Raw genomic sequence first — 13,582 nt, forward strand, 5'->3', positions numbered from 1 at the left:
TCCAGGGCTGACAGGAAGCCGTTGCGGGACCAGCCCGTCTCGGCCCGCCGCCTCTTTTCAATCAGCAGGAGAACTCCTCATGACCGTTGAGCTCGTCACCACCTCCAGCCCGGAGATCGTCGAGGCCATGGAGCGCCTCATCCCGCAGCTCTCCCGCAGCGCCCCGGCGCTGACTGCCGAGCAGTGCGAGGCCCTCATCGCTCAGGAGGGGGTCTTCCTCTTCGTCTTCCGGCCCGAGGCCGAGGCCGGCCAGAGCGCACCGATCCTGGGCATGCTCACCCTGGCGACCTTCACGATCCCCACGGGCCTGCGCGCCTGGGTGGAGGACGTCGTCGTCGACGGTGAGGCCCGCGGCCAGGGTGCCGGTCAGGCCCTCGTGGAGGCCGCCGTCGAGCACGCCGGGAAGCTGGGCGCGCGCACCGTGGACCTCACCTCCCGCCCCTCGCGCGAGGCCGCCAACCGCCTCTACCGCCGCGCCGGCTTCGAGCTGCGGGAGACCAACGTCTACCGCTACGCCCAGGCCTGAGCAGCGCTCCCCCGCAGGCCCTCGACGGCCGCCTCCTCACCGCGGCTGGCAATACCGCCGCTGGCACCAACCACCGCCATCACTTCGACCAAATCTTCAGAAACGACCCGGAGCCGCGTCGTTTTTGAAGATTCGGTCGATGTGTGGGCGCGCCGAACCAGTCGGTGCTCAGGCGGGCGGACGGGAGGTGCCGGTGAAGTGAGCAGGCCCATCTTCAGCCCAGTAGGGCGTCGATGAAGGCGGCCACGCTCGGGGTGGTGCGCCCGCCGGCGGCCTCAACGACCTCACCCGGGGCGCCAGCCATCGCGCAGGGGACGTCGGCCCGCTCGAACATCGAGATGTCATTCCACGAGTCGCCCACGGCGGCCACCTCACTGACCTCCACGCCCCGCTCGGCCAGGAGCTCGGCGAGCCGGCCCAGGCCCGCCCCCTTCGACTCCCCCGCGGCCGTGACGTCCACGAAGCCGGTCGAGCGGGTGCAGCTGATGCCGTCCACCGTCTCCTCCAGGCCACGGGCCAGCGCCGCGGCGGCCCGAACGTCGGGGATGTGCAGCGGCATGGAGGTCACTCCCAGGCCCGCGACCTGCGCCAGGGGCGCCGCGGTGAAGCGGTCCGGCGGCGTGCGCTGGTCGGTGGACAGGCCGATCGGGTCGTCCAGCACGTAGTCGCGCTCAAGGGTCGAGGCGAACACGGAGACGGGGGCCTGGGCGACATCGCCGATCGCCCGCACGACCGCCCGCACCTGGTCGGCCTCAAGCGTCCGGGTGCGGTGCACCTGACCGACGGCGTCGATAACGGTCGTACCCGTGGCGCACACGGCGTAGTCGTAGTCCAGGCCGATGGACGTCGAGGACCGGGCCACCTCGACGGCGTGCTGCACCAGCCGCAACGAGCGCCCCGTGGCCAGTACCAGGAGGTTGCCGACCGCCCGCCAGCGCACGAGGGCCTCGGCGTCGGCCTGCCCGACGGCGTGGTGGAAGACGAGGGTGCCGTCGAGATCCGTGGCGAGCAGACGCATGCCGGCGAGCATAGCCCGCGCTCCCCGCTCCCGCCGCGCGCCACAACACTTCAGCCCGCCGGCGCATCAGCGCACCAGCGCACCAACGCTGCGACGCCGCAACACTTCGAACGAATCTTCAAAAAAGACCCGGAGCCGCGTCGATTCTGAAGCTTCTGTCGAAGTGTGTGGGGGTTAGAGCGTCGGTCGCCCCATGAGGGAGTCGATGAGGTCGGCCAGGCTGGAGACCGTGCCGTCGCACTGGGCCACCACCTCCGGCGGGGACCAGGGCAGGGCGTAGGAGTGGTCGGCGGCGGCGTGCATGGAGATGTCGTTCCAGGAGTCCCCGATGGACCAGGTCTCCACCGGCTCCGGTGGGAGCGATTCGACGCCGAGCCCCGCCGAGCCACCGACCGGCATCTCGCTCGCCTCGTCGGTCGGAGCCGCCCCGGCCCCGCTGGCCGAGCCCGTCCCGGACACCCTGTCCGCCTCCCCGGCGGGCGGCTCGGCCAGGCTCGCCACCAGCCGCCTGAGGCCCTCCCCCTTGGAGGCCGAGGCGGGCACGACGTCGATGAAGTCCTGGTTGCGGAAGCCCACCGCCTGCCCCTCCCAGCGCCGGCGCAGGTAGGTCTCGGTGCGCGCAGCCATCTCCGGATCGGTGAAGCGCATCGGCACCCCGATGACCTCACGCCCGTCCAGCTCACGCCGGGTGGCTGGCCGGAACAGGGTCAGCAGCTCGGAGCCAGAGCCGATCGTGTCGTAGATGAGCAGGTCCTCGTCCAGTCCGGTGGTGAAGACGGTGACGCCCGGCGCCCCTTCGACGAAGTCGAGGATGTCCTCGACGACGCCGGCCGGCAGCGCCGTGGAGCACTGCACCCGGATGTCCGCATCCACAATGGCGGCCCCCGTGTAGAGGATTGCGTTGTCGAACTCCAGGCCCATGGGTACCACGACGTGCTCCAGCGCCGAGACCGACCTGCCGGTGTTGATGACCAGGAGGTTGCCGGCCGCCCGCCACCGGGCCATTGCCTCGCGGTCACGCAGCGAGATCGTCCCGTTGAAGACGATGGTGCCGTCCAGGTCGGTGGAGATGAGCCTGCGTGGCATGGGAGTCCTTTCCGTTCCGGTCCTGCCGGTCTCCAGCCGCCTCGCAGCGGCCTGCGGGCGGCCCGCGAGCCGCCCAGGATCGCTAGGAGCCGTCAGCAGCCTTATTCTCCTCATTCCTCGCCGCAGCGTCAGCGGACTCGTCAGACTCGTGACCCGCTCCCTCCCGACGAGCCCTCTTCTCCTCCTTGCGGGCCTTCTTGGCCTGCTTCTTATCCTCGCGCTCCAGGCGCTCGTGGGCCCACTGGGCGTAGTCCTGGAGGAGACTGCGCGAGTCGGGGGTGAGGATCTTGTTGTCCTCGAGCAGCCCCTCGGCGCGCAGGGTCATGAACCGCAGGTACTCAGCGTTGCGGGTGAGCCCCCACTGGCGCTTGGCCTCCTCCAGGTCGGAGATGTCGCGGCGCACCTGCCGCTCGATCATGGCCCGTCCACCCATGAGGAAGATAGCCACGAGCAGGGCCAGGATCGAGCCGATGCCCCGGGTGAAGGGGTAGAGGATGCAGGCGATGACCATGAGCCAGGTGACGTACTTGCCCATGGAGTGGGTGTAGCCGCGCCAGCGGCCGTCGTCCCCGGTGGCCCAGGCGCGCAGCTTGGCGCGCCCGTCGGGATCCCCGCCGTTGAACCAGTCGCGCACCCGAGTACCCAGGGTCTGCGCGCCGTCGGTCTTGCTGTTCTCACTCATGCCGGTCGCCTTCCAGGATCGTGGTGATGAGCTCGGCCATGGAGCCCACGGTCGTCTCGCACGCGGCCGTCACCTCCGGCGGGGACCAGGGCAGGGCAACGGCGTGGTCGGCGACGGCGTGCATGTCCAGGTCGTTCCACGAGTCGCCGATGGTCCAGACCTCGATGTCCTGCCCCGCCAACGGCCCGTCCAGGAGGGCGCGCAGTCCCGCGCCCTTGGTGGCGCCGGCGGGCACGACGTCGAGGAACTCCTGGTTGCGGTGGCAGTCCAGGGCACCCTCCCAGCGCCCGGTGAGGTCGTGGTAGAGGCGCTCGCGCAGGGCGTCGTCAGTGACGCGCAGGGGCACGCCGATAAAGCGGTGGGCATCCATCTCCTCCAGGCTCAGGTGCTCGAAGACCGCGAGGATGGAGGAGATCTCCTCGTTGTTGTCGGCCAGGATGTAGTCGGTCTCGATGGTGGTGGCGTAGGTGGTCACCCCCGGCAGGTCAACGGTGCGGGTCGCCACGTCGCGGGCGACGCCGTCGGGCAGGTAGCGGGCCGAGAGGACCCGGTAGCCGCCGTCGATGAGGACCGCCCCGGTGAAGACGACGCCGTAGTCGAAGTCGACGCCCAGGGGCGCCAGGACGTCACGGGTGGCGAAGGAGGACTTGCCGGTGTCCACGGCCAGGAGGTTGCCGGCGGCCCGCCAGCGGGCCATGGCCTCACGGTCGGCAGGTGACACGGAGCGGTCGAAGACGATGGTGGCGTCCAGGTCGGTGACGAGGAGTCGGGTCACGCGGGTTCCTTGCTGCAGGGGGCGGAGGACGGGGACGACGTCGGAGCGGCGCGGGAGGAGGAGAGCCGGGACAAGGCATCGGCGGACCCGGTGGAGCACTGATGGCGCGCCGGGAGAGCCAGCGCCGGCCCCGCGCATTCTACCGAATACACGGAACGGGGAGGGGGCTGGAAGCAAGTCCTGCGCCCCCTCCCCGCTCAGAGACGGGAAGCGGATGCCGTCGTCAGACTCCCAGGAAGCCGGTCCAGCGGCCCAGGATGCCGACGGCGAACATGCCCAGGATGATCCACAGGGCATTGACCTTCTTATTGAGCAACCACATGCACAGGAAGGTCAGGCCCAGCGCCGCCAGACCGGGCAGCAGCTGGTCGAGGATGCTCTGGACAGTCGTCACCTTGACGATCTGGGTGTCGGGGTCGGCCACCTTGGAGACCACGGTCGGGAACTTGATGGTGGTCCACTTGGAGACCAGGGCGCCCATGACGAACAGCCCCATGATGGCGGCCATCTGGGTGATCTTCTTCAGCTGCCCGCCGCCGACCTCGGTGACCATCTCGGTCCCGCGCTCGTAGCCGAACTTCAGGCCGTACCAGCGGGTGAGCACACGCAGGAGGTTGATGCCGACGAAGAACAGCAGCGGGCCCACGATCGAGCCGTTGAGGGCCAGGGAGGCGCCCAGCGCCGCCAGGACGGGGCGAGCGGTCCCCCAGAAGATGGGGTCGCCGACGCCGGCCAGCGGCCCCATGAGGCCGACCTTGACCGAGGTGATGGTCTCCTCGGAGATCTCCTCGCCCTTGGCCTTCTGCTCCTCCATGGCGGCGGTGACGCCGAAGACGACCGAGGAGACCCAGGGGTGGGTGTTGTAGAACTCCAGGTGCCGCTTGAGAGCGGCGGCCTGGGCACTCTTGTCGTCGCGGTAGAACTTCCGGATGGCGGGCATGAGCGTGTAGCAGAAACCCATGGCCTGCATGCGCTCGAAGTTGAAGGAGCCGAGCAGGAAGGTGGAGCGCCAGTACATCCGGCGCAGGTCACGAGTGGTGAGCATCTTCTCCGAGGTGGTCGGAGCGGTTTCAGTAGTCATGAGAGTCTTCCTTCTTCCAGCTCAGTCGAGCTCGTCGTCGAGGTCGTCATCCAGGTCGCTGCTGGAGCCGCCGCTGGCCGCGGGGGAGGCGGCGGCGGGCAGGCGCACGGAGTCGTGGAACTCAGGGTTGAGCTGGACGTAGATGACGGCCAGGCAGGCCCCCAGAATGCCCAGCGCCACGAGGGTGGCGCCGTTGGGAGCGAGGTCGATGACCCACTTGTCGATGCCCTTGCTGTGGTCACCGATCGAGGCCGAGCCGCCCACGGTGGTGGCGAAGGTGGCGAAGATGAAGCCCAGGAAGAAGAAGGGCATGAGCTTGCGCGCCTTCATCATGTTGATGACCATGGCGTAACCGACGACGACGATGAAGCCTCCGGCGATGCCCAGGCCCTCGGTGATGACCTTCGGAATGGCGTCGAGGGCGTGCTTGACCGTGTCGCCCGAAGCCAGTGCGGCAACCGCAGCGGTCGGGATGGCGACGCGCAGTCCCTGCAGACCCAGGGTCGTGAAGTGCATGATGGCGATACCCCGGTAGTTGGCCTGCTCGGCGAAGCGGTCGGCCTGGTGGGCGAAGAAGATGGCGATCGTTCGCACGAAGATCGTCAGGGCCTGGCCGGCGACGGCCAGCGGGACGGCCACACCGATGGCGGCCGCGATGGCGCCCTTGGTGGAGGAGGCGTCACCGACCGAGGCCACGGCGATGATGGTGGAGACGGTGGACGCCAGGGCGGAGTCGGGGGCCATGGCGGCACCGACGTTCATCCAGCCCAGGGCGATCAGCTCCAGGGAGCCACCGACCATGATGCCGACGGCGGGGTTGCCCAGGGCGATACCGGTCAGGGTGCAGGCGACGAGCGGGCGGTGGAACTGCCGCTCGTCCAGGACGCTGGCCATACCCGCGACGAACGCCACGAGCGTGACCAGAATGATCTGGATCAGATTGATGTCATGCACGGTATGTCTCTCTCATGTGAGGGTTGACAGCACACTCCTGCTGAGCCCGCCACCGAAGGGTGACGGGATGGAGGTGTGCGAGGGAGGTGTGGGGACGAAAGCCGCGCCCTTAGAGCAGGCCCTTCTCCTTGAGGGCCCCCATGAGGTCGGAGCTCGCGGTGGAGGGCACCTGCTGGATGTACTGCTTGATGCCGCGCGAGTCGATCTCCTTGAAGGCCTCGACGTCGGCAGGGCTGGCGTAGACGGCCTGGGAGACCTGGCTGGTGCCCTGCTTGAAGGTCATGCCGCCGACGTTGACCTCCTTGGCCTCCACGCCCAGGTCGAGCAGGCGCACGATGTCAGCCGGGGTCTCGACGACGATGACGGCCTTGAGGGTCTCGTACTTGGGGTTCTTGTAGACGCGCGCGGCCTTCTCCACGCCCAGCACGTGGACCTTCACCTTGCCGCCGCCGGTCTGCAGCATGAGGGTCTTGCGCAGCTCGTCGTTGGCGGCGCCGTCGGAGACGGCGAGGATGGCCTCGGCGCCCAGGGATCCGGCCCAGTTGTTGGCGACCTGTCCGTGAACCAGGCGGGAATCAATACGCAGGAGCTTGACGTCCATCAGAGCTCGTCTCCTTCATCATCGGAAGTGGTGGTGGGGGCAGGGGTGAAGACTTCGGAGAGGACCTTGACGCCGTCGACGGCGGAGGTGCGGGCGGCCTCCACGAGCTCGGCGAGACCAGCGCCGGTGAGACGTCGGGACAGGACCTCGATGACCATGGGCAGGTTGACCCCGGTGACGACGTCGGCATCGTCGCGTCCCGCCGCGAACCGGGCGGCGGCGTTGTAGGGGCTGCCGCCGAAGAGGTCGACGAGGATGAGGTACTCCTGGCTGGAGGAGGCCTCGACCGCGGCGGCGTACTTCGCCAGCAGGTCATCGGGACCCTCGGAGGGCTCGAAGGTGACGGCGACGACGTCGTCACTGGGACCGACGATCATCGCTGAGGAGGCGACGAGACCTTCAGCCAGATGTCCGTGCGCGGCTACGACCAGGCAGACCATGGGCGGGGACCTTTCCCATCCGGGCTGCCGCCGAGGGTGTGTATGGCCTGGGCAACAGCAACGTGTGTGACATGGCGACGATAAAAAGGATCAGCGTGATCGCCACCACTCAGATGTCCACCACTTTCACACAGAAGCACACAAAACCAATGCTGATAACGCGCGTTACCAGAACATCACCGTAACTTTTCGCCGTAAATATGCGCTTTGCTTAAATCAATCTCGAACAACGCAAGCCTCAGGAGCCACATTGTGTTGTGCCTCACATCATAGGACAATAGTCCCGGTTCTTCACGGGAGCCTCACACCCGCGGCACGTTGCGCTCAAGCTCGGCCAGCCAGGCGGTCGCGGCGGCGTCGGAGGGCATGCGCCAGTCCCCGCGGGGCGACAGCGAGCCGCCGGCCACCACCTTGGGCCCGTTGGGCAGGGTGGAGCGCTTGAACTGGTTGGTGAAGAAGCGCCGGTGGAACAGCTCGAGCCAGCGCCGAATCTCGGGCAGGTCGTAGGCGACCCTCTCGGCCTGCGGCAGCCCCTCGGGCCAGTCCCCGGCATCGGCGTCGCGCCAGGCCAGCAGCGCCAGGAAGGCGATGCGGCTGGGGCGCGAGCCGCGGCGCAGCACGTGCCACAGGGTGAAGTCCTGTAGGGCGTAGGGGCCGATCTTGGCCTGGGTGGACTGGATGGCGCCACCGGCCCCGGCCGGCACCAGCTCGGGGCTGATCTCGGTGTCCAGGATGGACAGCAGCGTGCGGCCGACGGCGTCGTCGAACAGCTCCTCGGCAACCACCCAGCGGATGAGGTGCTGGATGAGGGTCTTGGGGATGCCGGCGTTGACGCCGTAGTGGGCCATCTGGTCGCCCACCCCGAAGGTGCACCAGCCCAGGGCGAGCTCGGAGAGGTCCCCGGTGCCCAGGACGATGCCGCCGCGGTGGTTGGCGATGCGGAAGAGGAAGTCGGTGCGCAGGCCCGCCTGGACGTTCTCGAAGGTGACGTCGTAGAGGTCCCGCTCGCTCGCTCCCTCGGGCAGGACCCCGGTGCGGGCGTACTCGCCGTAGGGGTGACCCATCTCGGTGAGCATCTGGGTGGCGGTGGCCCGGATGTCGAGCTCCTCGAAGGTGCAGCCCAGGCCGACGGCGAGGTCCTCGGCGTTGCGGCGCGTGCCGGCGCTCGTGGCGAAGCCGGGCATGGTGATGGCGTGGATGTCCGAGCGCGGCCGACCCAGGCGGTCCATGGCGCGGGCGGCCACGATGAGGGCGTGGGTGGAGTCCAGGCCGCCGCTGACGCCGATGACGATCTTGGGGTTGCCGATGGCCCCCAGGCGCTGGACGAGGGCGGCCACCTGGATGTTGTAGGCCTCGTAGCAGTCCTGGGCGAGTCGGGCCGGGTCGTCGGGCACGAAGGGGAAGCGGTCCACGCGGCGGCGCAGGCCGATGTCCGTGCGCGGGGCGGCCAGGTCGGCGGCGCTGATCCGGATGCGCCGGAAGGCCGCCGGATCGGTGAAGGTAGTGGCCGGGGCCGGTCCGCCGGCGACCGGGGAGCTCAGGGTGCGGGCGTTGTCAGCGAAGGTCCCCTGGCGTAGGCGCTCGGCGCGCAGGCCCTCGATGTCGACGTCGACGACGGTGGCGCGCGGCCCGTCGGGGAAGCGCTCGGTGGTGCCGAGCAGCTCGCCGTTCTCGTAGACGAGGGTCTGACCGTCCCAGGCCAGGTCCGTGGAGGACTCGCCCTGCCCGGCGGCGGCGTAGACGTAGGCGGCCAGCCCCCGAGCCGAGGAGGAGCGGGCCAGCAGCTCACGGTCCTCGGCCCGCCCCACCGTGATGGGCGAGCCGGAGAGGTTGACCAGGACCGTCGCCCCGGCCAGCGCCGCGAGCGACGACGGAGGGACGGGCACCCACATGTCCTCGCAGACCTCGACGTGGAAGGTCAGGCCGGGAACGTCCTCGACCTCGAACAGGAGGTTCGCCCCGAAGGGGACCCGGGCGACCGGCTCCGTATCACCGGAGCCGTCGGCGCTCTCGGTCCTCTCAGCGCCGTCGGAACCGCTGCGCACGCCGGGCAGCTCGATGCTCTCCACCCCGGCGGGCAGGGCGTCGCCGGGGGCGAAGTGCCGTTTCTCGTAGAACTCCCGGTAGGTGGGCAGATAGGACTTGGGGGCGACGCCGCGCACCCGCCCGCCCTGGATGACCAGGGCACAGTTGTAGAGGCGGTCGCCCAGGCGCAGGGGCGCGCCGACGACGAGGGCGGGCAGGAGGTCGGCGCTGGCGGCGCGCAGGGTCTCGATGGCGGCGAGCACATCGGACAGCAGGACGTCGGACAGCAGGAGGTCGTCGATGGCGTAGCCCGTCAGGCACAGCTCGGGGAAGGCGGCCAGGCAGACGCCATCCTCGGCCAGGGCGCGGGCCTGCTCGATGATGGCGGCGGCGTTGGCGGCCGGGTCGACGGGCACCACCGGCAGGGTGACGGCGGCGACGCGGGCAAAGCCCTGGTCGTAGGCGGAGAGGAACTCGATGTCGGTCGCTGCGGCATTCACGGTGTCGGTCACGGCTCGATCCTCCCATCGACGGCGCCTTCCCGCGAAGCCGCCGCCCTCATTTCGCGACCGGGGCACTCGATGCGTGCAGGAGCAGGAGCTCTGCCCCCGCATGCGTCGACGACCCCCACTCAGCAGCACGCTGCGCCCGCCGCGTCACCCGTGGAACCGGGGGTGGCGAGGCGGGCGCAGCCCATCGCTCACGCGTGGCCCCGAGGCGCCGCCTGGAACCGATGGCAGCAGGGACGGGCATGCGTCAGGAGAAAACGAGTGATGGACAGACGGCAGGAGAGAAGCATTGAGGAGAGCGAAGAGACAGCCATTACCTTTCTTTCTACGGGGCCGAAGACGTCGACGTCCTCAGCCGATATCGGTAGTCGTGAGTCTGGTACGGGTCGTGTTACCGAAGCGCTAAAGGTCTCCGGACGACTGTCACGGCCCGGGCCAGTCGGCTCGGACCCGCCCGGGCAGGCTGAGAACAGTCAGTACTGGGCGGGGGCGGGCTCGTCGAGCATGAGGCACCAGGCTCCGACATAGACCAGGAACATGGGGCCGGGCAGGAAGCTGGCCAGGATCACCCCGACGCGCACCGCGGTGACAGGCATGTTCCAGGCCTCGGCCAGCCCCCCGCAGACACCACCGAGAATGCGGTGCTCGCGGGAGCGGCGGGGCAGGGAGTCGCGGAAACGGAAGAACTCGCCCGTCCGACCGGAGGCGGCGCCCGCGCCCTCGGAGCGGGCGGACTGGCTGAACTGACCGGGGTACTGCTGCTGCGTCATGGCAAACAGTCTGGGCGACAAAGCCCGCCACCGACTATCGGGGAGCACCCTGAGACGTCCCCGATGTTGATCGGGAATGACCCCCGGGTGCTTGCTCAGCTTCGAGGGTCCGCGTAATTTAGTACCGGCGTTAACGCGCGTTATCGGATCGGCATAGGAAACGGGGCGACAGCCCCTCGATACACCTCCGCCCCGCAACGGCGCCCGCCCTCGTTCACGCCGAGCCCGCTTCCCGGAGGACAGCACATGAGTCGGACCGCCCGAGCACTCAGCGCCCTGACCGCCTTCTGCCTGCTGGCGGCCGCCTCTACGCTGACCTCCATGCCCGCAGCCGCCTCTACCCAGGCCCGACCGGCCTCCGCCGCACCGAACGCACCGGCCGCACCGGCGCCGCCGAAGGCCGACCAGTCCGGTGAGCGGTGGCGCCCGCAGAGTCACTACACTCCCCAGAAGAACTGGATGAACGACCCCAACGGACTCGTCTACTACGACGGCGAGTACCACATGTTCTACCAGTACAACCCCGAGGGCTCGGACTGGGGCAACATGTCCTGGGGCCACGCCGTCTCCAAGGACCTGGTGCACTGGCAGGAGCTGGGGGTGGCGATCCCGTACACCTCGCAGTACGGGGTGTTCTCCGGTTCGGCGGTCATCGACACCAAGAACACCTCCGGCCTGGGCAGCCCGGACAACCCGGCCATGGTCGCGGTGTGGACGCGGGCCGACGTCGGCGGCAACCAGTCCCAGTCCCTGGCCTACTCCACGGACAAGGGCCGCACCTGGAACCTGTACAACAACGGGGACCCGGTCCTGGACATCGGCTCCAAGGAGTTCCGCGACCCGAAGGTGTTCTGGGACCAGACCTCCGGACGCTGGACCATGGTGGTCTCCCACGCCACCGAGCACCGGGTCTCCTTCTACTCCTCCCCCGACCTCATCCACTGGACCGAGCAGTCCAGCTTCGGCGGGGAGGGCATCACCTCGGCCGTGTGGGAGTGCCCAGACTTCTTCCCGCTGCCGGTCGACGGCAGCTCCAAGGAGGTCAAGTGGGTCCTGGTAGTCACGGTGGCCGACTCCGCCCAGTACTTCGTGGGCAGTTGGGACGGCACCACCTTCACCCCCGACGAGATCCCCCACTACACCGGTGAGGAGGGCACGACCCTGGCCGACTTCGAGAACGGCTACGCCGGCTGGAAGGCCGACGGCGCCGCCTTCGGCTCGGGCCCGGCCACCGGGGACCTGCCCGGACACCAGGGCAAGGCCTACGTGGACTCCTTCGGCAGCGGCGACGCCGACACCGGCACGCTGACCTCGGATGAGTTCACGGTCTCCTCGTCCTACATCAACCTGCGCACCGCCGGCGGCAAGCACCCCTACAACCCGCAGGCCACCGGCGACAACGGCGGCGGCAGGCTCCTGGCCGGCTTCGACGGCTCCTGGGAGGGCTGGACCGTGGAGGGCAGTGCCTTCGGGGCCACGCCACCTCAGGGCGCCACCCCCGGACAGCAGCCGCTGGTCAACCACTCCAGCGCCGGGCTGCTCAACACCTATCTCGACGCCTCCACCGGGCAAGGCTCGGATGCCACCACCGGCACCGCGACCTCGCCGACCTTCACCATCGACTCCACCTACCTCAACCTCCTCATGGGCGGCGGCAACAACCCGCGCCCCGAGGGCGGCGCCAACGGGGGCTCCGGGGTGAGCGTCGTCGAGCTGATCGTTGACGGCAAGGTGGTGCGCTCGGCCACCGGCCGCAACCTGGAGGAGCTCAACTGGCAGAGCTGGGACGTCAGCGACCTCAAGGGCAAGTCCGCCCAGATCGTCGTGACCGACACGGCCACCGGCCCCTGGGGACACATCCTCCTGGACGAGGTGCGCGCCTCGGACAAGAAGGCCTCCCCCATCGCGGACAACACCTCCGTCAACCTCGTCGTGGACGGCAAAGTCGTCGCCTCCGCCACCGGCAACAACTCCGGGACCCTGGAGTGGACGAGCATGAACGTGGCGGCCTACAAGGGCCGCAAGGCCCGCCTCGTCATCGAGGACCACAACGGCAACGCCGAGGACTGGGGCCACCTCATGGTCGACCAGATCCTCCAGTCGGACACGAAGGCCTTCTCCGGGGCCGACGTCGTCCCGCGCCTGGACTACGGCAAGGACTACTACGCCGCCGTCACCTGGGACAACGTCCCCAACGGCAAGCGCTACCAGGTGGGCTGGATGAGCAACTGGGCCTACGTGCGCGACCTGCCCACCACCACCTGGCGCACCGCCATGTCGACGGTGCGCGAGATGGGACTGACCCGGGTGAACGGCACGCTGCGCCTGACCGCTCAGCCCGTCACCGCCCTGGACTCCCTGCGCACCGGCCAGGAGCTCACCCGGAAGGACACCGACATCCCGGTGGGCGAGACCTCTCTGGGCAAGGCCGCTCAGGGCACCTCTCTGGACATCAGCATGGACCTGAGCCCCGGCGCCTCCTCCTTCGCCGGTCTCAAGGTGCTCGACAACGGCGAGCAGTACACGCTCATCGGCTACGACTCCAAGGCCAAGCAGCTCGTCGTGGACCGCACCCACTCCGGGGGCACCGACTTCTCCCCGAAGTTCCCAGCCCGGTCCACCGCACCCCTGTCACCGGACAGCAAGGGACAGGTCCACCTGCGCATCGTCGTTGATGCGCACTCCGTGGAGGTCTTCGCGGCCGACGGCACTCCCGTCATCACCCAGACCGTCTACCCCGAACAAGACGCCACGGGGGTCTCGCTCTACGCCGAGGGCGGCCCGGCTCATCTGGGTTCCCTGAGCCTGTGGCACCTGGGTTCCGTTCAGGACGCCGGTGCCCCGGCCGAGGGCCCCGACTCCCCCGGGGCCGGCAAGCCCGCCGTCCAGGGGCCGGCCCGTGGCCAGGCGAAGGCGGCATCGGCGTCGGCGAGCCCCACCGCCGCTGCGGCCGGTAAGAGTGTCTCCGCCCGCTTCCCGCTGGCCCGCACCGGCACCTCCCTGACCCTGGGCGCCCTGGGGGCGGCCGCCGCCGCGACCGGCGCCTACGCACTGCGCCTGCGCCGTCGGCGCTCCTGAGCGGCAGAGCCTCCCTCACGGCCGGGGACATACCCCT

At 69.3% G+C, this 13,582-nt stretch carries 12 protein-coding genes; 2 read left to right on the forward strand and 10 right to left on the reverse strand.

All coding sequences use genetic code 11. The features are described from left to right. Window positions 1–79 precede the first annotated feature (79 nt). Entirely contained in the window at window positions 80–526 is a 447-nt protein-coding gene (locus HW274_RS11710) for an N-acetyltransferase (protein WP_075405701.1), read from the forward strand. Between the two features lie 214 nt (window positions 527–740). On the opposite strand, the gene HW274_RS11715 is transcribed toward HW274_RS11710, so the two are convergent. The 10 genes from HW274_RS11715 to HW274_RS11760 form a co-directional block, all read right to left on the reverse strand. Continuing rightward, window positions 741–1,544, reverse strand: a complete 804-nt coding sequence (locus HW274_RS11715) for an HAD family hydrolase (RefSeq protein WP_260679091.1) — start codon at window positions 1,542–1,544, stop codon at window positions 741–743. Between the two features lie 174 nt (window positions 1,545–1,718). Further along, window positions 1,719–2,630 carry an HAD-IIB family hydrolase gene (locus tag HW274_RS11720; protein ID WP_185988864.1) on the reverse strand — a complete coding sequence of 304 codons (912 nt, stop codon included), beginning with the start codon at window positions 2,628–2,630 and terminating at the stop codon, window positions 1,719–1,721. A gap of 82 nt (window positions 2,631–2,712) precedes the next feature. Beyond that, entirely contained in the window at window positions 2,713–3,312 is a 600-nt protein-coding gene (locus HW274_RS11725) for a hypothetical protein (protein ID WP_185988865.1), read from the reverse strand. Beyond that, the gene (locus HW274_RS11730; RefSeq protein WP_185988866.1) at window positions 3,305–4,087 is read right to left on the reverse strand and encodes an HAD family hydrolase; all 783 of its coding nucleotides are present in this window, start codon (window positions 4,085–4,087) and stop codon (window positions 3,305–3,307) included. Before HW274_RS11730 ends, HW274_RS11725 begins: the two co-directional genes overlap by 8 nt. Window positions 4,088–4,310: 223 nt before the next feature. Continuing rightward, window positions 4,311–5,168: a PTS system mannose/fructose/sorbose family transporter subunit IID gene (locus HW274_RS11735; RefSeq protein WP_185988867.1), complete on the reverse strand. Its 858-nt coding sequence runs from the start codon at window positions 5,166–5,168 to the stop codon at window positions 4,311–4,313. A 21-nt stretch (window positions 5,169–5,189) separates the two neighbouring features. Then, window positions 5,190–6,122 carry a PTS mannose/fructose/sorbose transporter subunit IIC gene (locus tag HW274_RS11740; protein ID WP_075254025.1) on the reverse strand — a complete coding sequence of 311 codons (933 nt, stop codon included), beginning with the start codon at window positions 6,120–6,122 and terminating at the stop codon, window positions 5,190–5,192. A gap of 109 nt (window positions 6,123–6,231) precedes the next feature. Then, window positions 6,232–6,723 carry a PTS sugar transporter subunit IIB gene (locus tag HW274_RS11745; protein WP_009407462.1) on the reverse strand — a complete coding sequence of 164 codons (492 nt, stop codon included), beginning with the start codon at window positions 6,721–6,723 and terminating at the stop codon, window positions 6,232–6,234. Then, entirely contained in the window at window positions 6,723–7,163 is a 441-nt protein-coding gene (locus HW274_RS11750) for a PTS sugar transporter subunit IIA (protein WP_009407652.1), read from the reverse strand. Before HW274_RS11750 ends, HW274_RS11745 begins: the two co-directional genes overlap by 1 nt. Window positions 7,164–7,465: 302 nt before the next feature. Next, window positions 7,466–9,700, reverse strand: a complete 2,235-nt coding sequence (locus HW274_RS11755; RefSeq protein ID WP_075254027.1) for an NAD(+) synthase — start codon at window positions 9,698–9,700, stop codon at window positions 7,466–7,468. A 470-nt stretch (window positions 9,701–10,170) separates the two neighbouring features. Then, window positions 10,171–10,467, reverse strand: a complete 297-nt coding sequence (locus tag HW274_RS11760) for a PspC domain-containing protein (protein WP_075254028.1) — start codon at window positions 10,465–10,467, stop codon at window positions 10,171–10,173. Window positions 10,468–10,713: 246 nt separating this feature from the next. On the opposite strand from HW274_RS11760, the gene HW274_RS11765 reads away from it, so the two are divergent. Continuing rightward, complete coding sequence (locus HW274_RS11765) at window positions 10,714–13,545, forward strand: GH32 C-terminal domain-containing protein (RefSeq protein ID WP_221935775.1); 2,832 nt, start codon at window positions 10,714–10,716, stop codon at window positions 13,543–13,545. Window positions 13,546–13,582 lie beyond the last annotated feature (37 nt).

The sequence above is a fragment of the Actinomyces sp. oral taxon 169 genome (assembly GCF_013394715.1).
In the GTDB taxonomy this organism is placed as follows: domain Bacteria; phylum Actinomycetota; class Actinomycetes; order Actinomycetales; family Actinomycetaceae; genus Actinomyces.

Excerpts from the sequence above, each read along its gene's own strand:
- HW274_RS11745 (WP_009407462.1), bottom strand. The coding sequence starts at position 6,723 with ATGGACGTCAAGCTCCTGCGTATTGATTCCCGCCTGGTTCACGGACAG.
- HW274_RS11715 (WP_260679091.1), bottom strand. The coding sequence starts at position 1,544 with ATGCGTCTGCTCGCCACGGATCTCGACGGCACCCTCGTCTTCCACCAC.
- HW274_RS11760 (WP_075254028.1), bottom strand. The coding sequence starts at position 10,467 with ATGACGCAGCAGCAGTACCCCGGTCAGTTCAGCCAGTCCGCCCGCTCC.
- HW274_RS11735 (WP_185988867.1), bottom strand. The coding sequence starts at position 5,168 with ATGACTACTGAAACCGCTCCGACCACCTCGGAGAAGATGCTCACCACT.
- HW274_RS11710 (WP_075405701.1), top strand. The coding sequence starts at position 80 with ATGACCGTTGAGCTCGTCACCACCTCCAGCCCGGAGATCGTCGAGGCC.
- HW274_RS11720 (WP_185988864.1), bottom strand. The coding sequence starts at position 2,630 with ATGCCACGCAGGCTCATCTCCACCGACCTGGACGGCACCATCGTCTTC.
- HW274_RS11725 (WP_185988865.1), bottom strand. The coding sequence starts at position 3,312 with ATGAGTGAGAACAGCAAGACCGACGGCGCGCAGACCCTGGGTACTCGG.
- HW274_RS11750 (WP_009407652.1), bottom strand. The coding sequence starts at position 7,163 with ATGGTCTGCCTGGTCGTAGCCGCGCACGGACATCTGGCTGAAGGTCTC.
- HW274_RS11765 (WP_221935775.1), top strand. The coding sequence starts at position 10,714 with ATGAGTCGGACCGCCCGAGCACTCAGCGCCCTGACCGCCTTCTGCCTG.